Origin of the sequence: Mesorhizobium sp. M2A.F.Ca.ET.046.03.2.1, assembly GCF_003952425.1 — a bacterium.
Taxonomy (GTDB): domain Bacteria; phylum Pseudomonadota; class Alphaproteobacteria; order Rhizobiales; family Rhizobiaceae; genus Mesorhizobium.
Genome location: NZ_CP034449.1, coordinates 1,162,208 through 1,184,137 on the forward strand (window position 1 = coordinate 1,162,208; position 21,930 = coordinate 1,184,137).

The following is a 21,930-nucleotide window of genomic DNA, read 5'->3' on the forward strand; positions in this document are numbered from 1 at the left end:
AAGTTCAGGCATGAAAACCTCTAACGACAATCCAAACTCGTTGCTTACAAACTGGCCTCACTCTCAAGAGGAACAGCCCAGGCCAACAGAGGATGAGGCAGCAGCCAGCACCAGGGGCAACCATCAATCACTTGGACGGCCGCCGGCCAAACGGCGGCGGATAGAGCCGGATGAACCTGGGACGTCGACACGACGCGGCCAACCCTTGTCTGTGAATCCGCGAAGCGTAGCCAGCGAAGGCGCATGGGACAGTCTCGTTCGCCAACACGCGGTCACCCACTCGCACCGGCGCGATGATCCCACCGAACGACGCGGTACCGCGCCCGAGCGGCGCCCGGACAGAATGCCCGCTGACGGTAGCGTTTCGTCGTCGCATCGTGGGCCACAACGACCAACGTATGGTCTGGAGGCGACGGCAGATCTTCGCCTGACGGAACAACAGTCCGACCGGACCGCAGGAAAACGACTGCGGGAAGAGCCGTACAGGCAGCGAAAGCGACCGATGCATCGCTTGGAGTTGACGGCGGCGGATCTCCGCCTGGCCGAACATCAGCTGGGCCCGGCGGCAAAAAAAAGGCTGCAGGCAGAGCGAGAGCGGTATCAGCGACAATTGAGCCGAATAGCTCAGAACCATAACGCCGGCCTGTGCGTGTCCATGGCAAAGGACAACGAGCTGGCGCATCGCATCGCTGGCGGGTTGGCATTGCCCTTCCTGGAAGGGAGCGTCAACGCGCAAACCAACGCAGAGCGGCTCGACAAGTACCTTCAGATGATTGTCAATGCGAGGCGGGCCACGGGGGCAGGCATAACGCACCGCGATCTCGATCGTTGCACCGCGCTCGCGGCGCAGTATCTCTGCGAGACCGGGTGGTTCGAAGGTGTATCGCTGAAGCAGCTGGCTCATGTGGGCAACAAGCTGAGCAAGCACCCGAACCAGCAAGCGTGCATGGATGCAATCGCGTGGATCGCCGGACAGCTCGAGCAGGCCGATGATCTATCGGGGCTGCGTGGCTACCCGTCAGTCCTACTCCTGAACGCCTTCGCCAAGAACATCAACAGTGGCAGGTGTAAACGCGCGGTGGCTCGTTTGGCACGTTACCTGCAACGTGACGACCAGGCCCGACAGTCTCTGGACTCGAAGGACATCGGCCTGGCACTCAATACCTTCAGCAAGTGGTTCGATAACCCGGACTGCCAGTCCATGGCGCACTCGCTCGCCGCGCTTCTCGCCAGCGGAAGCCGCCTGCGTCATGCGATGGATGCGCAGAGCGTCGCGAACACGCTTAACGCCCTGAGCAAATGGCCCGACACGGCGGTCTGTGCGGAGGCCGCCAAAGCACTGGCCGGGCGGCTGGTCGACGAGCCCGGGTTGCGCAAGGCCCTGGAACCACTAGGCGTGGCCAACGCGCTCAACGCCCTGAGCAAATGGCCCGACACGGCGGTCTGTGCGGAGGCCGCCAAAGCACTGACCGGGCGGCTGGCCGACGAGCCCCGGTTGCGCAAGGCCCTGGACCCGCAAGGCGTGGCCACCGCGCTCAACGCCCTGAGCAAATGGCCCGACACGGCGGTCTGTGCGGAGGCCGCCAAAGCACTGACCGGGCGGCTGGCCGACGAGCCCCGGTTGCGCAAGGCCCTGGACCCGCAAGGCGTGGCCAACGCGCTCAACGCCCTGAGCAAATGGCCCGACACGGCGGTCTGTGCGGAGGCCGCCAAAGCACTGGCCGGGGGGCTGGCCGACGAGCCCGGGTTGCGCAAGGCCCTGGAACCACTAGGCGTGGCCAGCGCGCTCAACGCCCTGAGCAAATGGCCCGACACGGCGGTCTGTGCGGAGGCCGCCAAAGCACTGACCGGGCGGCTGGCCGACGAGCCCGGGTTGCGCAAGGCCCTGGACCCGCAAGGCGTGGCCAACGCGCTCAACGCCCTGAGCAAATGGCCCGACACGGCGGTCTGTGCGGAGGCCGCCAAAGCACTGGCCGGGCGGCTGGTCGACGAGCCCACATTGCGCAACACCCTCAACGCGCAAGAAGTCGCCACCGCGCTCAACGCCCTGAGCAAATGGCCAGACACGGCGGTCTGTGCGGAGGCCGCCAAAGCACTGGCCGGGCGGCTGGTCGACGAGCCCACATTGCGCAACACCCTCAACGCGCAAGAAGTCGCCAGCGCGCTCAACGCCCTGAGCAAATGGCCCGACACGGCCGTCTGTGCGGAGGCCGCCAAAGCACTGGCCGGGCGGCTGGTCGACGAGCCCACATTGCGCAACACCCTCAACGCGCAAGAAGTCGCCACCGGGCTCAACGCCCTGAGCAAATGGCCTCGACGTGCGAACTGCGAGAATGCCATCGACGTCTTGGCCAGCCGGCTGGCTAAGGACCACGATCTGCGACAAGCCATGGATGCGCAACAGGTGGGCGTGTCGCTCAATGCGCTTAGCAGATGTCTCGGAAGGCCGGCGTGCCAAACAGCAGGGCTGTTGCTCGCAGAGCGCGCAGGCTTGGCCGAACTTCCATGGCAGCAGTTCGAGATGGGTGAGATCGCCATGGTGGCCAACGCGATGTCCCGCCTGCTGCACCCTGACGAGGAACAGCTCCAGACCTTGGGTGGCGCCAAGCTGCAGGCGATAGCCGGGCACCTGGAGTTGCACCGCGAGCGTTTTGAGTCCGCCTCGGTCCCGGAGATTGGGATGCTCTTCAAGGCCCTTGCAGCGGCGCGGCTTCATCGCCAGATGCGTCCGCTGGCACGGCCCGCGCTGGAGCGGGTTTCGGTCCTTGTGGGGGACGGCAGATTACGTGAGACCAACCTCGAGGGTATCGGCAACCTATGCATGGGACTGTTGCCGTTGATTCGCAGTCCGGAGCTGAACTCTCGCCATCGGGGCCACGCGTTACGGGTGTTCAACACGTTGCAGCCTATCGTCGAGCGCAAGATCGACTTGTACCTGACCGACGGTGATTCGCAGTCTTCGACCGACATTGATCAGCACGCAACGCGATGCCCGGCACTGACCTTTTTCCAGGTACTCAAGGCCTACAGCATGGTGTCCCGGCAATGGAAGCCGCGCCACGTCGAAGGCACTCACCAGGAACTGCGCCAGCGCCGCGACCAACTGGCGACATGGGTGGACCGGACGCTGGAGCGTACGCGCGAGGCCATCGAGGCGGACCTCGGCGAGATGAGCTGGAACCTGATCGCGCAGATCGAGGCCGGTGACCAGACGTTTGACGCCCTGGATCTGCGCATGGCGAAGGAGGCGCCGACGATTACTCAGGCCCACCCACCGACCAGCTTCGACCTGGACGTTGGGCGCTTGAGCATGCACTCGGTTCCCGGCCAGCCTCGTGTGCCGGCACCCGGCAACGGCAGCACGAACCATCTTGTGGTCGACTTGCAGGGCAAGGAGGTATCGAACAATGCGACTGAGACGAACCAGCAGTACTCGCTGTTTGCGCGGCTGACGGGTCTGCCGCTGGTGGAGGTCCAGCTGCCCGGGGCGATTTCGACGTTCATGCTCGCGCGTACGTTCAACTATCAGGGTGAGCCCTGGCGCTTCGACTTGTTCGGCGGCAGCCGCGCCACGCGCGGCAACATGAGCCGCCCCGCCCAGCTGTTGTCCGGCACATCCGCGGCGCCGTCGCTGCTGCCGGCAATTCGCTACGCCGACACCACGCCGGGCAGTAGCTTGATGACGCTCGTCGCCAAGCTTGCCCCGCAGCGCGAAGACTGGTCGCGCATGCAGCGTTCACTACTGGAGATGGTACCGAGCGATCACGTTATTGAGGGCACACTGCGTCTGGGATTCTTTGAAGACGTCAGCGGTCCTGCACACCCGTTCAAACCCTTGGCAGTGGACGGACGGCCCCTGGCGCTGTGCCCCAACGATGGCTGCGGATTTTTAAAGTTAGAGGTAGCCTTGTGCATCCCCGCCTTCCGCAAGCACTATGATGCTTGGCAAGCAGTGCAGGCTGGTCAGGCCAGCGAAGAGCAGCGTGACCTTCTGGCAAACGACAAGGGCCCCACGCGGCTGGCACCGCAGGCGCTACAGCACTTCCCGCGCGACGAGGCGGCGCTGCAGGAGGCGCATGAGGCGATGCGGCACCGGCTTGAGGGGCTGCCGCCAGAGCTCAGCCAACTCACGCTATTCGAGCTGGCCACCAGTGGCGGCTACCAGGGCCAGCGAGTCCGGGCGGTGCCCTCCGCCGACGACAAGGTGCATCTGCCGCGCGAGCGCAGCCAGGCCTTCGACGCCGCAGGCGGCCCCTTGCTGATCGGCAAGCCACCCTACGACAAAGAGAATCTGCTACCGGTGCCAGAGGAACGCGTGGCGACCGTGGCGAAGGGGGATGCCACCGCCGAGTTCCTCTCGCAATCCTTCGGCATTCAGTACAGCTACACCGGATTCGACGACCGATCGGGCGACGATGCCCAGATGCTGCACAGCAAAGGCATGCTTATCATCGTGCCGGAGAAGAACTGGCCGGCCGATTTTGTGAACACAGACCTGGTCTGCTCCAAGGAGGACCTCAAGACGCTGTCGTGCTGGACGGCCGGGCGCGACCGCAGTGCCGTGCCGCGTGACATGCTCAGCACCGGCAGCCTGCGGCTAAAGGACATCGTGGAGCCCGGGCGCATGGGCGCACTGCCGATTCGGGAGCTGCGCAAGCGCAACATGGATACCGACGGCGACGACGCGTTCGTGTACGCGGGCTACCCCAGGCTGGCGGCGCTGATCGCGCGCGAGATGGCCGATCGTGAGGACAGGCGCGGCCAGCCGCAGTCCTTCAAGCCGCCGAAGACGGCCACGCCGGCCATTGATGGTGAGACCGGTCATTACAAGGCCGGGCGGCTGTCCGAGATCATGTCGCTGCGGCGTGGCGGTCAGATCATGGGCGCTGCCAGCACCCTGGCGGCGCGCTTCATGGCGCAACCCGACCAATTACGCGAGGCGATGGCGCGCAACATGATGTTCGGCACCTACGATGGCATTGAGCGCGATCTGCGCACCGGCTTGCGTGAGGTACTCGAAGGTGACGCCCGCGATCCACAGGTGTTGGCGAAACTACGCGCCGATGCGGGCGATGCGATTGAACGCGCCCACATGCCTGAGGCGCGTGAAGCCGCCCAACTCCTGCACGCGCAACTGTTTCGCCTTGACCCGCGGGTGTCCTCCGCTGACGTGCCGCAGCTGCCCGATGCGCTGGCGGAGGCCTTCCCGAACCTCGCCAAGGCGTACGTTGCTGCGCCTTCTGCTGAGGCACGTATCCACGCCATCCTCGACAACTACCCTGTGTGCAGGCTCTCACATGCGCAATTCCCTGCCGGACAACCGGGGCTCATCCCCGGCGAGCCGGAACTGACCATGCGCAACCTTTTCACCATTGCGATCAAGGTAGGCACCGATGCGCTGAAATCCGACACCGGCACGGCGCTGTTCGCCAAGATCGTGGAGGCGTGCGAACGATCCGAGCGGGGGTTCGCCGAGCGGGTGCGCGTGGTGCCGTACAGCAAGGCGACAGCCCGGGCCATGCACGATGGAAGATTTGATGCTGAGCAGACCAAGGGGCTCCTGCAGCACATGCCCACAATGGCCGCGGGTGTGATGCAGGATGCGCTGCACGCGCTGCAGCAGGCGGGCCTGATCGGTCCGCCACCGCCACCGGTCGAGCGCCTGCGCGACATAAGGACCGAGGACATCACGCTTAACGCCGTATCCCTGCTGACACGCGCCCGCGATATGGAGCCCGTGGTCACCGATATGCTGAAGCGTGCGGCCCAGCCCTATGGTGGGCGACTGGTGGGAACACAGCATCAACTGAAGTCGCACGGCTCGCTGAAGGAAAAGCTCAAGCAGCAGATGGCTTTGAAAAAGCAGACCCTGGAAGAAGCGACGGCCGGCGTAAACGACGCGCTGCGCTACAGCGTGGCACTGAATCCGGAGGACTTCACCGTCGGCCTGCGTGGCGTGCTGGCCTCGCTGGACGATCAGGGGCATGTGCGCGTCAAGTTGACCAACACGTTTACGAAGCACAGGCAGGCATTCAAGGCAGTCAACGTCACGTTGCGCAGTCCCAAAGGCGCGCTCTGGGAAATCCAGTTCCATACACCGCAGACCTTCGCGCTCAAGGAGCAATTCCATGATCTATACAAGCGCAAACATGCGCTGGAGATGAAGGGCGCTCCACTGGCTGATCAGAGGGAACTGCAGGCACCCGCGCAGGAGGCCTTCAGTCGCGTGGCTTCGCCGCCGGGGTGCGAGGAGATCGAAGATTGGGAAACGTTGGGCAGCGACAGAAAAGCCGCATTGCCAGCTGCCGAGATATCACATGTCTCCCGTGCTTCCGGCACCGCCACCAGCATGTCCCCAACAGCGCAGTGCTTGCACGGTGATCATCCCAATTGCGGGGAGGGCGTCGTGGAAACCATCCAGGCGCCGGCGGCAACATTGGGTGAAGCGGAACGCCCGCCGCCCCTCGACTCCCTCACCGCCGCCCCGCAGCCTTTGCTAGCCGGCAGTGACGCACGAGCGGATTTAGCGTCTTCCATGAGAAGCAGAGAACGCTCAAGTCGAGGTCGCTAAGCTTTTAGCGGCATTGTCACGTTGTTTAAATGTGGCCAGGTGAGGCCGAGCCTGCGCTTTTCAGGCGGGGCGTGCACTCACGGCTTCCCACGCGGCCATTGCCTGGGGTCGATGGGTTCGAATTTGTGCCGCGGGGCGGTTGGTCTGGGATGGGACGAAGAGGTTTCGGACGGCGGAGAAGATCGACACGAAATGCTGCAATGAGCCACCCGACCGGATCCTGTCGCCTTCGCTCCCTTTCGACTGGAGGCGCTCGCCGTTGACGTGGGTCCACCAGCAGCCGCACGATGAGTGCCGTCAACGCTTGTGGCGTTCCTTCGGACAACGGCTGCCATTGCGGCATCGCTGGTGTCTTCCCGGAGCTATGGCGGAAACTGGGTGATGACGGTTTGAGGAGAGCGGCGTATCGAGGCGGGTGATGAAGCCTGCCAGAACCTCTCAAAGAGAGCGATACGCCATGAACGAGGCGTTGGTGCATGGGGTCCGGACTTGATCGGATGTCGATCTTTGAAGCGGCAGACTATGCCGTGGCCGCCTTGCGGCGGGCGGATTTCGGGGCGTGCGCAGGCAAGCATGCGGTTGAGGACGGCGCAGCCGATGGCGACTTCGGTCTTCTGAACGGGAAGCGACCGTGCCCGCAAACGCCGCCCGATGGCGGACTTGTATCGCCCTATGGCGGTCTCGACCAGCGAGCGTTTGCCATAACCGTTGGAGACCTGCCATTTCTCCAAGCATACGGGTCGGTCGTCCCGATCTGGCGCAGGCTCGTCCGGCTGGCGCACCCGCGCAAGCTGCCGGTGGAACATCGTCCTCAGAAAAAGACATTCCAATGTGCTCTGCAAGAGCCTGCCGAAGCGATGAGGCGCTCGTTGCCACCCCAAGTTCATGGATGCCGCCGACGGCTCGGCCGTTAATTTCACATAATTTCACATTCCAAATAAGACACAAAAGTCAGCCCCGAGCTGACGGCCGAAAACGCGCTTATGCAGTGGGATCGCGCGTAATGAAGGCCAGGCTTTCGTGTCGATTCCAAGTCTTTTTGCTCTTCGGCTGTCCGCTCATCCGTCTTGACCAGCACGAACCTACAGCCTATCTCACCGCAAGGTTAGCACTTCCCGCTGGCGAGTGCTAACCGGGCTCCGGCAACGAAGAACCTTTCAACCTCCGCACCAGGGATATCCAAAATGGCAAAGTCGAATTTCCGGCCGCTGCATGACCGCGTGGTCGTTCGTCGGGTCGAATCCGAATCCAAGACCGCGGGCGGGATCATCATCCCGGATACGGCGAAGGAGAAGCCGCAGGAAGGCGAGATCATCGCCGTCGGCTCCGGCGCCCGTGACGAAGCCGGCAAGCTCGTGCCGCTGGACGTCACGGCCGGCGACCGCATCCTGTTCGGCAAGTGGTCGGGCACTGAAGTCAAGCTCAATGGCGAAGACCTTCTGATCATGAAGGAATCCGACATCATGGGCATCATCGGCTGATCATCGGCCTCTCCATCAATTGAGTTTTCGGGCTCTTCCCGAGCCCCTGTCAGGAGCTTAACCATGGCTGCAAAAGACGTAAAATTCTCCCGCGACGCCCGTGAGCGCATGCTGCGCGGTGTCAACATCCTCGCCGACGCGGTGAAGGTCACGCTGGGCCCCAAGGGCCGCAACGTCGTCATCGACAAGTCGTTCGGCGCCCCGCGCATCACCAAGGACGGCGTCACCGTCGCCAAGGAGATCGAGCTTGAGGACAAGTTCGAGAACATGGGCGCCCAGATGGTGCGTGAAGTCGCTTCGAAGACCAACGACATCGCCGGCGACGGCACGACCACCGCCACCGTTCTCGCCCAGGCGATCGTTCAGGAAGGCAACAAGGCCGTTTCCGCCGGCATGAACCCGATGGACCTCAAGCGCGGCATCGACCTCGCCGTCGGTGAAGTCGTCGCCGCTCTCGGCAAGGCCGCCAAGAAGATCAAGACCTCCGAGGAAGTTGCCCAGGTCGGCACCATCGCCGGCAATGGTGACGAGTCGGTCGGCAAGATGATCGCGGAAGCGATGCAGAAGGTCGGCAACGAAGGCGTCATCACCGTCGAGGAAGCCAAGACCGCCGAGACCGAGCTGGAAGTCGTCGAAGGCATGCAGTTCGACCGCGGCTATCTCTCGCCCTACTTCGTCACCAACGCCGACAAGATGGTCGCCGATCTGGAAGACGCCTACATCCTGCTGCACGAGAAGAAGCTCTCCAACCTGCAGGCCATGCTGCCGGTGCTGGAAGCCGTCGTACAAGCCTCGAAGCCGCTGCTCATCATCTCGGAAGACGTCGAAGGCGAGGCCCTGGCCACGCTGGTCGTCAACAAGCTGCGCGGCGGCCTGAAGATCGCCGCCGTCAAGGCTCCGGGCTTCGGCGACCGCCGCAAGGCCATGCTGGAAGACATCGCCATCCTGACCGGCGGCCAGGTCATCTCGGAAGACCTCGGCATCAAGCTCGAGAATGTCGGCCTCAACATGCTCGGCCGTGCCAAGAAGGTGTCGATCTCGAAGGAAAACACCACCATCGTCGACGGTGCTGGCAAGAAAGAAGAAATCCAGGGCCGCGTCGCCCAGATCAAGCAGCAGATCGAGGAGACCACCTCGGACTACGACAAGGAGAAGCTGCAGGAGCGTCTGGCGAAGCTCGCCGGCGGCGTTGCCGTGATCCGCGTCGGCGGCGCGACCGAGGTCGAGGTCAAGGAAAAGAAGGACCGCGTTGACGACGCTCTGAACGCGACCCGGGCGGCCGTGGAAGAAGGCATCGTTCCCGGCGGCGGCGTCGCGCTGCTGCGCGCTTCGCTGGCCCTCACTGTCAACGGCGCCAACTCCGACCAGACCGCCGGCATCGCCATCGTTCGTCGCGCGCTGCAGGCTCCGGCCCGTCAGATCGCGGCCAACGCCGGTGCCGAGGCTTCGATCGTTGCCGGCAAGATCCTGGAGAACAAGGGCGCTACCTTCGGCTTCAACGCCCAGACCGGCGAGTATGGCGACATGATCGTCATGGGCATTGTCGACCCGGTCAAGGTCGTTCGCACCGCTCTCCAGGACGCGGCGTCGGTCGCCGGCCTGCTCGTCACCACCGAAGCCATGATCGCCGAGTCTCCGAAGAAGGAGTCGGCTGGCGGGGGCATGCCTGGCGGCATGCCCGGCGGCGGCATGGGTGGTATGGGCGGTATGGATTTCTAAGGTCCACGCACCTCAACAATCTCGAGGGCGGCAGCGATGCCGCCCTTTCTCTGACGCGGAGCCAAGCCGATCGCCCATCCACAAGGCTACATACGGCGGCACATTCACTGCGGACACCAATGACTGACTTCATTCTGTTCGCCATGGTCGGCTTCCCGCCGAGGCGGTTGACGGCGCATTAGGCATGGACTAGGGCCCGATCTCCTCCACCGTGCTGCTCTCCTTCGGTGTTCCGCCGGCGCAGGCTTCCGCCGCGGTGCACGCGGCGGAAATATTCACCACGGCCGCTTCCGGCACGGCGCATCACTACCACCGCAATTTCGGCCGGAAGCTGTTCTGGCCGCTCGCACGTTCGGCATTCTCGGCGGATGCCTTGAAGTCTTCGTGCTCACCTCGTTCGACGTCATAGTGAAACCCTATGATAAGACCTATCTCGCTGTTGATCGAAAGAGGTCCCACACGACATCAATAGCCAAAGTCTCTGCGGTACTTTCAGCTATTCTACCGACCAAACCGGGAAGTCCCGGGATTTTGGTCGCCCGAGGCAAAGATCGATTAGGGGGAATAGGTGGGTGCAAGAAGCGCGAGCGTGAGGGACTTGGTCTAGCCCGATTTGTTTTGGTGGGGAGGAACCGGCGACGCAGTCCTTCGAGCGACGGGGCTTTTCACAAACCTACGTCACGGGTGGTTTAGCTGGTTGCGGAGCCTCAATCGTTCTTCCGTGTTGGCTGATGGCCGGCATGCGCACAGCGTCGGGACAGCGATCTGGCTCAGCGTCCCGGCTTGTCGTCCTGGTCGATGAGGATGCGCTCAACGGCTCCATCAAGATCTTCATATTGGCCACTTCTCAACGCCCATAGGAAGCCAGACAGCCCCAGTGCGCCCAAAGATAGCGCGACTGGTATGAGGTAGATGAGTGTCGTCATGACGGCCGCGCTGATGAGCGTATGCCGGAACGCGTTGCCGAAGAAGCCCTTGTCAGCTCGGCGGGCATAAAGCGGTGCAGCCTCAGCGCGTTTCCGATCACCAGCAGCGATGAGGCGGACATCGCGACTGCCGCGATCACCGGTGTGACATGGCCGAGGATGGCGAGCGGAACGGCAACGGCGTTGTAGATGATCGCGATTGCTATGTTCTGGCGGATCAGCCGCCTTGCCTTCTGCGAGACGTCCAGCGCAAGGGGTACCGCCGAAAGGCTTTCACGCAGGAACACGAAATCGGCGGCGTTGCGGCCGACATGGGCGGCGGTGGCTGGAGCGATCGAGACGTGCGCCGCGCCCAGCGCTGGGCTGTCGTTGAGCCCGTCGCCCACCATCAGGACCTTATGGCCGGCCTTGGTCAGCACTTCGATCCGCTCAGCCTTCCCGGACGGCAGCAGCGCCGAAACAAAACGGTCGATTCCCAATATTCTTGCGACATCGCCACAGGCGTCTGCGGTATCGCCCGACAGCATTTCGACCGAGACCCCGGCATCATTCAACTGCGCCAAGCCGGCCCGGGCATCGGGCCGCAACGCATCCTCGAAAACGAAGGATGCGACAATGCCGCCGTCTTTCGTCAGGACTGTTCCGCCATGCCCACTTTCGCTATCGGTTAGGGCCTTCCATCTAGCCCACCCGCGCCGGCCCAGTCGCCAGATACTTCCAGTGACAGTGGCTTCGATTCCAAACCCCGGATGCTCTGTGACGGCATCGAACTTGTGCTGCCCGCCAGCAGCGGCAAACCCGGCTACGGCCTTTGAAAACGGATGACGCGAATGCGCGGCCATATCGGCGGCGATTGCCAGCACGGCCGGGTCGATCGACGACGCATTGACGAGCCGGGGCTGTCCGAGCGTGAGCGTTCCGGTCTTGTCGAACACCGCCGTATCGATCGTCGCCAGGCGCTCCATGGCCGAACCGTCCTTCACCATGATGCCGCTTTCGAACAGACGCCGCGCCGCGACCACCTGCACGATCGGCACCGCGAGGCCGAGCGCACATGGACACGTGATGATGAGAACGGCAATTGCAGTCGTCATTGCCAGGTGCCAGTCGCCAACCGCAACCATCCAACCGATGAATGTTATTAAAGCTGTGAGATGGACCACCGGCGCATAGAGGGCGGAGACGCGATCGGCGATGCGTCGATAGGGCGAGCGGCCGCCCTCCGCCGCCTCCATCAATCGAACCATCTCCGCCAGGAACGAGTCCTTCGCGGCGGCTGTCGCCTCAATCGTGAGCGAGCCGGTAAGGTTAAGTACCCCAGCCTGCACGGGGATGCCTGGCGCCACGTTTCTGGGCGTGCTTTCGCCGGAGACCAGGGAGCAGTCGAGATCAGATGATCCCCGAATGATCTTTCCGTCGACAGGAATCCTTTCGCCCGCTGCGATGAGCAGCTGCATTCCCGGTTCGATCTCGGCAACCGGCAGATAGTCGCGCGCGCCCTCGCCGCGCAGCACCATGGCACCACGCGCCGCCAGCTGCGACAGGCCGTTGACGGCGGTTCGGGCCCGCTCGCGCATGACATGATCCAGCGTACGGCCGATTAACAGGAAGAACAGCAGCGATACCGACGCGTCGAAATAGGCGTGATCGCCGTGATTGATCGTCTCATAGAGGCTCATGGCGTAGGCGAGCGACATCCCGACCGCGATCGGCACATCCATGTTCATGCGGCCGTGGCGCAGCGCGTTCCAGGCCGAGCGGAAGAAAATGCCCCCGGCGAAGGCAAGCGCCGGGATCGCGATCAGCGCAGAGACCCAGTGGAATAAGTCGCGGGTCGCGCCTTCGGCGCCGGACCAGACCGAGACCGAGACCGAAAGCAGCATGATGTTGCCCGTCGCAAAACCAGCAACCGCGACCGCGCGGATCAGTTCGGATAGTGTCTTGTTTTTGCCGCCGACCTCGGGGTCGAACAGATGCACCTGATAGCCTAGCCGTCCAAGCGCGCGGACGAACGGTGGCACCTCGTCACCACGCCACCTGACCGAGACCCGTTTCGTCGACAGGTTGACGCGGGCGCTCTCGACGCGATCGAGATTTCCCAACGCCTTCTCGATCGTCTGGATGCAGGCTGCGCAATGAACCGTCGGAACCGAAAGGTCGGTCTGGCGAAGACCATCGCCAACAAAGCGGCTCGCCAACCTGATCTCCTGGCCAGACGGCAGGACCGATGTGGTACCGGTCAAATCCAGCGCCAGTTCCGCGCCGGGTGCACAGCAGCTCATTGCAGCGCTCCTTGCGAAATCATGATCCGGCGAATGTCGCGATAGAGCTCGGCGAGACCGGCGTCGGCATCGACTTCGACGATCCAGACGCCATCCTTGGGCACGTCCCGTGCTGCAAACTCCTGAGCCGAAGCAAGGGCAAGAGTGATGCACTTGTCCTCGGCCTCATAAGCGGGATGACGAAACAGTATCTTCACGCCATGCAAGGTCACCGGCTTGCCGGTGGCATCACTCAAGCTGTAGCGGACCTCACTCCGAGCGATCGTCAGGTTGCCGGTCCAGCCGAGTGCCGCCTGCGCGCGCCCTTCCTTGGCCTTTTTGTTGAATTGCTGACTGGCCACATAGGTGTTCTCGACGACAAGGCCGGTCCAGCTTTTGCTGGCGAGCGTCGCCATGGTCAGGTTGACGGCGATGACCACGCCGAAAAAGCCGAGAATGGTGAGCAGCATGTGCCTGCCGGTGAACTCGCGCGTCTTTTGCGTATTGGTGCTCATCTGGCGATCTCCGGTGCGTTGAAGGTGGCCGTGTATTCGTCCGATTCGAAGTTCGCCTTGTCCTCGACCCGGAACTTGAAGGTTTGTGCAGGATGCCGCACCTCACCCGCTGGCTGGCGCACGAAAACTTTCAGCATCTTCAGCCGGTCGGGTTCGACCGCGATGCCGAAGAAGCGGTCTGGCGGCAGATCACTGCCGACGACGCTCATTTCGGCTCCCTGCAAGCCCTGCATCGCGACAATTATTGTCCTTGGCTCGGGGATCATGTTGAGCAGTTTGACGGTATAGCCGTTGCGGATCGAACCGTCGGACAGCGTGACGAACTGTGGATTGCGGTCATGCAGCACGTTCAGTTCGAGCCGATCGCGCGTCAGCAGCGAATAGAGCAGGCCCAGCCCGATCAGCGACCACAGGCCCATGTAGACGTAAGTGCGCGGCCGAAAGATCTTGCGAATGTGAAAATACACCACCTGATCGCAGAAGGTGCCGACAGCAGTCCTGACCAGCGACGGATTGATCGAACTGGAGCCGCCTGACGTCGCCAGCGTCATGTTGGCGTTGTAATCGAAGAGCGTCGCGTAGGAGATCAGCCCACGCTCCTTGCCGAGCTTGTCCATGACGCGGTCGCAGGCGTCGATACACAACGCGCAGGTAATGCATTCGAGCTGCTGGCCTTCGCGAATGTCGATCCCCATCGGGCACACCGCGACACAGGCGTTGCAATCGATGCAGTCGCCGACCCGCTGCCCCGCCGCGTGGGCCTTCTTGGCGTGCCTCGAACGAGGTTCGCCGCGCCAGTCATTGTAGGTTACTGTGAGCGAATTCTCGTCGAGCATGACAGCCTGGATGCGCGGCCACGGGCACATGTAGGTGCAGACTTGCTCGCGCATCAGCCCGCCGAACGTGTAGGTGGTCGTTGTCAGCACCGCTATGGTGACGTAGGCGACCGGTGCGGTGGTGCCGGTGAATACCTCGCTGATCAGCGTTGGCGCGTCGGCGAAATAGAGGATCCAAGCGCCGCCGGTGGCTGCCGCTATGACCAGCCAGATGGCGTGCTTCGCTAGGCGCAGTACCAGTTTGCGCACCGTCCATGGGCCGGCGTCGAGCTTTATGCGGGCGTTGCGATCGCCTTCGATTGCCCGCTCCACCACCACGAACAGATCGACCCATACAGTCTGCGGGCAGATATAGCCGCACCATGCGCGGCCGACGGTGGACGTGATCAGGAAGAGGCCGATGCCGGCCATCACCAGAAGGCCGGCGACATAGTAGAATTCCTGCGGCCATATCTCGACGAAGAAGAAGTAGAAGCGGCGGTTGGCAAGATCTATCAGCACGGCCTGATCAGGAGCGAACGGACCTCGATTCCAGCGCAGCCAGGGTGTCAGATAGTAGATGCCCAGCGTGATGGCCATCACCAGCCACTTGAAGCGGCGGAAGCTACCCGAGGCGCGCTTGGGGAAGATTTTCTTGCGCGGTGCATAGAGCGGCTGTCGTGTTGTCTTGGCGGAGTTAACCACCTTTGCCTCGAGCCGCTCCATCTGCGTTTTATCCGGCACCTGTATCTCCACTTGCCCGCGACCTATGACATCGTTGTGCGACGGACTTGTCTGCGTCGACAGGCGTCCGGTCTGCAGCGAGCCCTTCGCCGAATGGGGCCGCGCCACCTTGCAGGGTCAATCGCCCCATGCCGGAATGGTGTCGAGGCCCGGCAAAGCCGGGCCTCGTCGCTTGGCGGGGGAGGGCTGAGAATAGGCTTCCGTTCCTATTCTCCGCCGCCAAGCGAATGAACATAAACCGCAAGTTCCTTAACCTTGGTCTCGCCGAGACGCCCGATCCACGCCGGCATGACGCCGTGCTTCGGCGCACGGACCTGGACGGCGACGGCTGTCTCGCCGGACCCGTAGAGCCAGATCGCGTCCGTCAGGTCGGGTGCGCCGAGTTCCTTGTTGCCTTTCGCATTGTCGCCGTGACAGGCGACGCAGTTTTCGGCGAAGATCCTGGCGCCGGGTTCAATAAGGCTTGCATCGCGGACCTTGCCGGACAGGCTGGCAACGTAGGCGCTCACCTGTGCGATCTGATCGGCGGTGATGACGTCGCCGAAGGCCGGCATTTCCGACAGGCGCGTGTCCGGATCTGACGCGAAGCGGATGCCATGCGCGATCGTTTGCTGGATCTGCTCGGTCGTGCCGCCCCACAGCCAGTCATCGTCGTTCAGGTTTGGAAAACCTTTCGACCCTTCGGCGCCGGAGCCATGGCACTGCGTGCAGTTGACCTTGAATGCGGCGCCGCCGGCCGCGACCGCGAATTCGCGCAAGGCATAGTCCGAGGTAATTTCAGCGACGCTTTTCGACTCCACCGCCGCGGCGTATTTGCCTTTCGCCGCTTCCGCCGCCGCCAGTTCATTCTTGACATCGTTGCGGCTGGAATACCCAAGCACACCCTTGGTCGCAGAATACAGCATGGGCCAAGCCGGATACGCCATTGTATAAGCCACCGCCCAACCGACAGTGATGTAGAAGGTTATCACCCACCATCGGGGCAATGGGTGGTTGAGCTCCCTTATCCCGTCCCATTCATGACCGGTCGTTGAGATGCCCGAGACTTCGTCGATGTGCTCATCGCTCATGATCGGTCGCCCTTGAGTGGAATCTGGGCGGCTCGCTCGGCCTGTGTTTTGCCGCCTGGACGCAAGGCAAAGGCAATGCTGCCGACGAAGAAGAGCGCCATGGCAAGCAGACCCCAGCTGTCGGCGAATTCCCGCATCAAATCATAGCTCATCGCGTCCCCCTCAGCGGTAGCCGGCTGCATCGTCATAGGTCTTGAAATCGACCAGTGTTCCCAGCATTTGCAGATACGCGACGAGGGCATCCATCTCGGTCACCTGCTGCGGGTTACCGTCCAGGTCGCCGACCTTGGCTTTCGGATAGCGTTTCTCGAGGCCGGAGCTGTCGGCATTCGGGTCGGCCTGCGCCATCAGGTCGACATTGGCATTGGCGATCATGTCATCGGAGTAGGGGACGCCGACGCGCCGGTTGGCGATGAGATGCGTCGAGAAGTCCTTCACCTCTATCGGTTTGTCTTTCAGAAAGGCATAGTTGGGCATGATCGACTCCGGCACGACGGAGCGCGGGTCGCTGAGATGCTGGACATGCCAGCTGTTGGAGTAGCGGTCGCCGACGCGCGCGAGATCGGGTCCCGTCCGCTTGGACCCCCACTGGAACGGGTGGTCGTACATGGACTCTGCCGCCAGGCTGTAGTGGCCATAACGCTCGACTTCATCGCGGAATGGCCGGATCATCTGGCTATGGCAGAGATAGCAGCCCTCGCGCACGTAGATGTTGCGTCCGGCGAGTTCGAGCGGCGAGTAGGGCCGCATGCCATCGACCTTCTCGATTGTGTTGTCGAGATAGAAGAGCGGCGCTATCTCGACGATGCCGCCGACAGTCACCACGAGCAGCGAGCCAACGAGGAGAAGCGTGGCGTTCTTCTCGATGATCGCGTGTTTGTCGATCAAGCCCATTGTCTGGCTCCCTATTCGGCAGGCCGGAGGGCGGGCTCGGAACCCGGCAATGGCTGTTCTTCGCGCTGGTATCCGAGGATGGTCATGGTGATGTTCCAGGCCATGATCAGGGCACCGGAGAGGTACATCGCACCGCCGATGGCACGCATGACGTAGTAGGGATGCATGGCCGCGACGGTTTCGGCGAAGGAGTAGACGAGGAACCCCTGCTCGTCGTATTCGCGCCACATGAGGCCCTGCATTATGCCGGAAACCCACATCACCGCCGCGTAGACGACGATACCCAGCGTTGCCAGCCAGAAATGCCAGGTGACGAGCCGCAGCGAATAGAGTCGGTCACGGTTCCACAGTTTCGGCACCATGTAGTAGATCGCGCCGAACGAGATCATGCCGACCCAGCCGAGCGCGCCGGAGTGGACGTGCCCGATGGTCCAGTCCGTGTAGTGCGACAGCGAATTGACCGTCTTGATCGACATAATCGGACCCTCGAAGGTCGACATGCCGTAGAAGGCGACTGCCATCACCATCATGCGGATGATCGGATCAGTGCGCAGCTTGTCCCAGGCGCCCGACAGCGTCATCAGGCCGTTGATCATGCCGCCCCATGATGGCATCCACAGCATGATCGAGAACACCATCCCGAGCGTCTGCGCCCAGTCGGGTAAGGCGGTGTAATGCAGGTGGTGCGGGCCGGCCCAGATGTAGAGAAAAATGATCGCCCAGAAGTGGATGATCGACAGCCGGTAGGAATAGACCGGCCGGCTCGCCTGCTTGGGCACGAAATAATACATCATGCCGAGGAAGCCGGCCGTCAGGAAGAAGCCGACCGCATTGTGGCCATACCACCATTGCGTCAAGGCGTCCTGGACGCCGGAGAAGGCGGAGTAGCTCTTCGAGCCGAGGAAAGAGGCCGGCATCGACAGGTTGTTGACCACATGCAGCATCGCGATGGTCACGATGAAGGATAGATAGAACCAGTTGGCGACGTAGATATGCGGTTCCTTGCGCTTCAGGATGGTGCCGAGGAACACGATGAGATAGGCGACCCAGACGATGGTCAGCAAGAGGTCCACATACCATTCGGGTTCGGCATATTCCCGGCCCTCGGTGATGCCGAGCAGGTAGCCGGTCGCGGCCATGACGATAAACAGCTGGTAACCCCAGAACACAGACCAGGCCAGATTGCCGCCAAACAGCCGGGCGCGGCAGGTGCGCTGGACAACATACAGCGATGTGCAAAGCAGTGCGTTGCCGCCGAAGGCGAAGACGACTCCCGATGTGTGCAGCGGGCGCAAACGGCCGAAATTGAACCAGGGTGGGATGTTAAGGTCGGGGAAGGCGAGTTGAAGCGCGATAATGACGCCGACCAGCATGCCGACGATACCCCAAAACACCGTTGCGATGGCCCCATAGCGGAGCGGACCATCCATGTAGGCGGAGCGGTTCGGCGCCGCGGGCTTGAAATCCCAATTACGCAGCAAGATCGCGGTGAAGCCAGTCAGTGCGAAGAACAAAACCCACATGTGCTGGCGGAAGGGCCCTTCTACGCCGAAGCCGGCAGCCACCAGGGCCGCAAAGGCAAACAGGCTTAAAAGGATGATCTCCGTGCCGAATTTCATGACATGTCCCCGACCAGGATTCCAATGCGCGACGCTAAATCCGCGATGCATTAATTCCCTAGTTGCCGCCTGCTCGCCCTGATCCATGTCAGAGCCGCACGATTTTGCTTCGGGCAGCATCGAGTTCGGTGAATCAGAAGGTGGCGATTTGAACAAGGAGACGCAGCACGGGCCACCCCACTCATGGACAAGTGCAGCTTCCTCGCGTCGGGCCGGCACAGAGGCGATTCCGGGCGAGGTCATGAAGCGTGCCCATCGGGAGTAGCTGAATCTCTGCGACTCGCTGGAAAGCATTGCCGATGCACTGCCGAACGTCGACCGCCTCAAATGTCTTGGAACGGCCAAGAAAATCGTTCCGCTGCTCCGTGACATTCATGGGCTTCAGGAGACGGTGATTTTCCCTGCGTATGAGGCGCAGTTGACGCCGGCCGAGGCCAAACTTGCCTCCACCAGCCGGTTGCGCGTCGAGCACCTTGAGGATCAATGCTTCGCTAGCGAGGTGGCCGAAACGCTCCTAGCGATAGGTCATGGTAATCCGATAGAGAGTCCGGAAGCTGTCGGGTTCATGCTACGAGGCTTCTTCGAAGGCTTGCGGCGACACATCGCTTTCGAACGCGAGCACGTCCTGCCGCGGATCGCAATAAGCGACGTAGGCGCTTAGGTCTCAAAGGCCGGTTGCCGCGAGCCTCGGCCGCCGCAGCGCTGCTCCAGCCGGCTCATGCTGTCCACCGTTACATGGCGGTTGTTCTTGATCCGGATCACGCCGTCAGCCCGCAATCGCGTAAGCTGGCGGCTCACGGTCTCGTTCGTCAGTCCAAGGAAATCAGAGATGTCGGCACGTGTCAGGGGCAGGTCGAAGCATGAGGACCTAGCCGCCGGGTCGATACTGGAATCCATATTCTGGGCGATCATGAGGAGAAAGCTCGCCACCTTCTCAGGTGCGGTCTTGCGCCCGAGCGTCACCATCCATTCAAGTGCCTCGTCGAGTTCGTTCAGCGTCTGCTTGAGCAAGCGAAGCTGGAGTTCCGGTGATTCCTTCATTATCCGTTCAACGGCCGCCTTCGGAAACGAGCACAGCGAGACGGAGGTTGCCGCTTGCACATTGATCGTGCTTTTCACCTTGAAGGGCCGGCCCAGAAAATCCGGTGCGAACCGAAGACCGACAATCTGCTGGCGGCCGTCCGAAAGGCACTTCGTCAGCTTCACAACGCCTGAAAGCATGTTTGAATAGCTGTCGACAGCCGCGGCGTCGGCGATCAGTTCGACCCCCGGCTCGATTTTGTGCCGAGACGAAGTCTTGGCGAGCCCAACCAAATGGTTTCGATCGAGCGCACCACAGATCCCGCGATGCCGTGCGGCGCAAGACAGGCAAAGAACGGGAATGCCGGAACTGTGAATGTCCTGCTGTACTGTCATTACGCTCGCGCCATCGATCCCAAGTTCGGCAGGATAGCAAGCGATGGCAGAGAAATCCTTGCGGCAGTTTGTCCGTCCTGGAGGCTGACCGAAATCAGGGCTTTGACTCTTCGACCGAGTCCAGACTTCCGGGGAGGCAAAAACCACGGACCACCAAATGAGACCGGAATTAGCTGCCAGGCTTGGCGAGACATATGGCGCCACTTATGATCCTGTGACGAGCCGTGTATTTCCCAATAGGGGGTCGCATGGCAGAGGAGGCCCGCCGGAACCCGCAGGCAGGGCTCCAGTTTGTGTCCGCCCGGGAGCTTGGATTGTTCGGGCCATTCTTTCACTGAATGTCAGCGACGCACCCCTGATTGCGGCGTCCGCTACTCAGCCTTCGATTACTCGGAACCTGAACCTGACACGCGTCGCGATTTCTCTGACATGCCGGCGGCAGGCAAGCTTTCCTTTCTGGCCCTGGCAAACGCGCGATCGCCTTCCAAGAAGCCGGCCAGCATGAACGGAATGAGCTCAGCTACTGTCTCGGACTCATTGTAGGTCTGACGGTACAGCGCCGCGTAGTCCTTCAGTGCTTGGCTGAGGCCCGCGCTGACGGTAATGGTGATCTTGGAAGGCGTCCGGTCCGGAAGCTTTCCTAATTTCAGGTTCGCCATGAGCGGCTCCTATTCAATTTGTGTATGGTCGTAGCACGATGTCCTTGTGCACGATGACGCGCAGCGGCCAACCAGGACGGACGATAATGGTGGGTTGAATATTGAGGTTTTTTTCGGTGATGCGCTGGCCAGCTTGACTGACGTTCTGCTGAGTGGATTCGCGGATTGCCTTGAGCAGATCGCTTTCGTTGTCCCCAAAGCTCAACTCGGTGCCGACCCCCAACACCGTGGCTAGAGCAACTCCCTTGATCAGCTGCCAGGTGTGGAAATCCACCTGGTCCTCCAGCCCTGCATAGCCGGCAGTATCTGTCGCTGGCAGATTGTCGATTTCAATCGACGACCCGTCGGGCATCACGATGCGCTGCCAGACTAGCAACGCGCGCTTCTGTCCAAAAGCGACGACACTGTCATAGGTGCCGATGAGCCGCGAGCCCTGCGGGATGAGCAAGGTGTTGCCGGTGACTGTGTCGTCCACATTCTCGGTGACCTGTGCAACCACGAGGCCAGGCAGGTCGGAATTGATCCCGGTGATGAGGCTTGCGGCGATCACGCTGCCGGCCATCAGCTGGTGGGGCGAAGCCGGAGTCTGCAGCGCGTGCGGATTATAGATCCCATTTGTGCTCTGCTGGCTGACGAAGTCGAGCTTGCGCTGCTGATTGTTCTGATCACCCTCAGCCGGTGCAACGGAAGCCCTTGCGTCTTTCATATCGGGTTGCGCAAGTGGTGCTTCAAACGGCGGCCGCGCTCCCTGCGCATTGTCGGCGACCTTCGTGTCCCCGGGCCGGATCTCGATCCGGAACATCACTTGCGACTCACGTGCCTCGATCGCCTGCTGGGCAAGCCGCTGCTCCTCGGCGGAGGCCGCCTGCCCCGGGGCGGTGCCAAGCTGTCGCTGGCGTTCAAGAATGGGGCGGCCGAGATCGCCGGGCAGAGGTGGCCCAAGCACGGGAGGCTTCGGCTTCATTACGGAATAATCCTTGGGGAGCGTTTCAAGTCCCTCTGCGGTTGGCTTACGCTCGGTGTTGTAGAGGTCTTCCGCCCGCTCTTTGATACGCAACGCCGTCCCCTGAAGCGCTATCATCGTGACGCCCAGAATTGCGCCAGACCCAAGTGCAGCGATGGCGACGATCACGCCGCGCCTGAACCGCACCGCGCGGCGAGGAGAAGCCCGCAACTGCAGCTGCTCGGGATCGAGTTTCGGCGGTGCATCTGGTCGGAAACTGTCGGTCATGAGTGCTCC

General features: G+C 62.1%; 15 protein-coding genes and 2 pseudogenes. 5 read left to right on the forward strand and 12 right to left on the reverse strand.

Features of this window, described 5'->3' with window-relative positions:
- The first annotated feature begins 10 nt into the window (after positions 1-10).
- A complete protein-coding gene (gene xopAD / locus EJ072_RS05640) occupies positions 11-6,571 on the forward strand; it encodes a XopAD/skwp family type III secretion system effector (RefSeq protein WP_126078916.1) in 6,561 nt (2,186 codons plus the stop codon).
- A gap of 551 nt (positions 6,572-7,122) precedes the next feature.
- Here xopAD and EJ072_RS05650 read toward each other — a convergent pair.
- Positions 7,123-7,296: pseudogene (locus tag EJ072_RS05650) on the reverse strand (IS5/IS1182 family transposase); the annotation flags it as partial.
- A gap of 459 nt (positions 7,297-7,755) precedes the next feature.
- Here EJ072_RS05650 and groES point away from each other — a divergent pair.
- The 3 genes and pseudogenes from groES to EJ072_RS36540 form a co-directional block, all read left to right on the forward strand.
- Positions 7,756-8,052, forward strand: a complete 297-nt coding sequence (gene groES, locus EJ072_RS05655; RefSeq protein ID WP_095811641.1) for a co-chaperone GroES — start codon at positions 7,756-7,758, stop codon at positions 8,050-8,052.
- A 63-nt stretch (positions 8,053-8,115) separates the two neighbouring features.
- Complete coding sequence (gene groL / locus EJ072_RS05660) at positions 8,116-9,771, forward strand: chaperonin GroEL (RefSeq protein WP_126078918.1); 1,656 nt, start codon at positions 8,116-8,118, stop codon at positions 9,769-9,771.
- A 119-nt stretch (positions 9,772-9,890) separates the two neighbouring features.
- Positions 9,891-10,212: pseudogene (locus tag EJ072_RS36540) on the forward strand (TSUP family transporter); the annotation flags it as partial.
- 329 nt (positions 10,213-10,541) lie between these two features.
- On the opposite strand, the gene ccoS reads toward EJ072_RS36540, so the two are convergent.
- The 8 genes from ccoS to ccoN all read right to left on the reverse strand — a co-directional run bounded on the left by ccoS (position 10,542) and on the right by ccoN (position 18,615).
- Positions 10,542-10,697: a cbb3-type cytochrome oxidase assembly protein CcoS gene (ccoS, locus tag EJ072_RS05670; protein ID WP_126078919.1), complete on the reverse strand. Its 156-nt coding sequence runs from the start codon at positions 10,695-10,697 to the stop codon at positions 10,542-10,544.
- A complete protein-coding gene (locus EJ072_RS05675; RefSeq protein WP_126078920.1) occupies positions 10,694-12,979 on the reverse strand; it encodes a cation-translocating P-type ATPase in 2,286 nt (761 codons plus the stop codon). The genes ccoS and EJ072_RS05675 overlap by 4 nt, the downstream gene beginning before the upstream one ends.
- Positions 12,976-13,473, reverse strand: coding sequence for a FixH family protein (locus EJ072_RS05680; protein ID WP_126078921.1), 498 nt, complete (start codon positions 13,471-13,473; stop codon positions 12,976-12,978). The genes EJ072_RS05675 and EJ072_RS05680 overlap by 4 nt, the downstream gene beginning before the upstream one ends.
- Positions 13,470-15,032, reverse strand: coding sequence for a cytochrome c oxidase accessory protein CcoG (gene ccoG, locus EJ072_RS05685; RefSeq protein WP_126078922.1), 1,563 nt, complete (start codon positions 15,030-15,032; stop codon positions 13,470-13,472). Before ccoG ends, EJ072_RS05680 begins: the two co-directional genes overlap by 4 nt.
- A 206-nt stretch (positions 15,033-15,238) precedes the next feature.
- On the reverse strand, positions 15,239-16,102 hold the full coding sequence (ccoP, locus tag EJ072_RS05690) for a cytochrome-c oxidase, cbb3-type subunit III (protein ID WP_126078923.1): 864 nt from the start codon (positions 16,100-16,102) through the stop codon (positions 15,239-15,241).
- On the reverse strand, positions 16,099-16,254 hold the full coding sequence (locus tag EJ072_RS05695) for a cbb3-type cytochrome c oxidase subunit 3 (protein WP_095811725.1): 156 nt from the start codon (positions 16,252-16,254) through the stop codon (positions 16,099-16,101). The genes ccoP and EJ072_RS05695 overlap by 4 nt, the downstream gene beginning before the upstream one ends.
- Positions 16,255-16,264: 10 nt before the next feature.
- Positions 16,265-16,996: a cytochrome-c oxidase, cbb3-type subunit II gene (gene ccoO / locus EJ072_RS05700; protein WP_095811635.1), complete on the reverse strand. Its 732-nt coding sequence runs from the start codon at positions 16,994-16,996 to the stop codon at positions 16,265-16,267.
- A gap of 11 nt (positions 16,997-17,007) precedes the next feature.
- Complete coding sequence (ccoN, locus tag EJ072_RS05705) at positions 17,008-18,615, reverse strand: cytochrome-c oxidase, cbb3-type subunit I (RefSeq protein WP_126078924.1); 1,608 nt, start codon at positions 18,613-18,615, stop codon at positions 17,008-17,010.
- A 265-nt stretch (positions 18,616-18,880) separates the two neighbouring features.
- On the opposite strand from ccoN, the gene EJ072_RS05710 reads away from it, so the two are divergent.
- On the forward strand, positions 18,881-19,276 hold the full coding sequence (locus EJ072_RS05710; protein WP_245467339.1) for a hemerythrin domain-containing protein: 396 nt from the start codon (positions 18,881-18,883) through the stop codon (positions 19,274-19,276).
- Here the strand turns inward: EJ072_RS05710 and EJ072_RS05715 are convergent.
- From EJ072_RS05715 to EJ072_RS05725, 3 genes are all read right to left on the reverse strand, one after another.
- On the reverse strand, positions 19,273-20,031 hold the full coding sequence (locus EJ072_RS05715) for a Crp/Fnr family transcriptional regulator (RefSeq protein WP_095811632.1): 759 nt from the start codon (positions 20,029-20,031) through the stop codon (positions 19,273-19,275). The two genes, EJ072_RS05710 and EJ072_RS05715, sit on opposite strands and share 4 nt — an antisense overlap.
- Before the next feature lie 386 nt (positions 20,032-20,417).
- Positions 20,418-20,690: a DUF2274 domain-containing protein gene (locus EJ072_RS05720; protein ID WP_095811631.1), complete on the reverse strand. Its 273-nt coding sequence runs from the start codon at positions 20,688-20,690 to the stop codon at positions 20,418-20,420.
- Positions 20,691-20,703: 13 nt separating this feature from the next.
- Positions 20,704-21,921, reverse strand: a complete 1,218-nt coding sequence (locus EJ072_RS05725; RefSeq protein ID WP_126078925.1) for a TrbI/VirB10 family protein — start codon at positions 21,919-21,921, stop codon at positions 20,704-20,706.
- Between the last annotated feature and the right edge of the window lie 9 nt (positions 21,922-21,930).

Coding starts and splice junctions, on each gene's coding strand:
- xopAD (WP_126078916.1), top strand. CDS start 11: ATGAAAACCTCTAACGACAATCCAAACTCGTTGCTTACAAACTGGCCT.
- groES (WP_095811641.1), top strand. CDS start 7,756: ATGGCAAAGTCGAATTTCCGGCCGCTGCATGACCGCGTGGTCGTTCGT.
- groL (WP_126078918.1), top strand. CDS start 8,116: ATGGCTGCAAAAGACGTAAAATTCTCCCGCGACGCCCGTGAGCGCATG.
- ccoS (WP_126078919.1), bottom strand. CDS start 10,697: ATGACGACACTCATCTACCTCATACCAGTCGCGCTATCTTTGGGCGCA.
- EJ072_RS05675 (WP_126078920.1), bottom strand. CDS start 12,979: ATGAGCTGCTGTGCACCCGGCGCGGAACTGGCGCTGGATTTGACCGGT.
- EJ072_RS05680 (WP_126078921.1), bottom strand. CDS start 13,473: ATGAGCACCAATACGCAAAAGACGCGCGAGTTCACCGGCAGGCACATG.
- ccoP (WP_126078923.1), bottom strand. CDS start 16,102: ATGAGCGATGAGCACATCGACGAAGTCTCGGGCATCTCAACGACCGGT.
- EJ072_RS05695 (WP_095811725.1), bottom strand. CDS start 16,254: ATGAGCTATGATTTGATGCGGGAATTCGCCGACAGCTGGGGTCTGCTT.
- ccoO (WP_095811635.1), bottom strand. CDS start 16,996: ATGGGCTTGATCGACAAACACGCGATCATCGAGAAGAACGCCACGCTT.
- ccoN (WP_126078924.1), bottom strand. CDS start 18,615: ATGAAATTCGGCACGGAGATCATCCTTTTAAGCCTGTTTGCCTTTGCG.
- EJ072_RS05715 (WP_095811632.1), bottom strand. CDS start 20,031: ATGACAGTACAGCAGGACATTCACAGTTCCGGCATTCCCGTTCTTTGC.
- EJ072_RS05720 (WP_095811631.1), bottom strand. CDS start 20,690: ATGGCGAACCTGAAATTAGGAAAGCTTCCGGACCGGACGCCTTCCAAG.
- EJ072_RS05725 (WP_126078925.1), bottom strand. CDS start 21,921: ATGACCGACAGTTTCCGACCAGATGCACCGCCGAAACTCGATCCCGAG.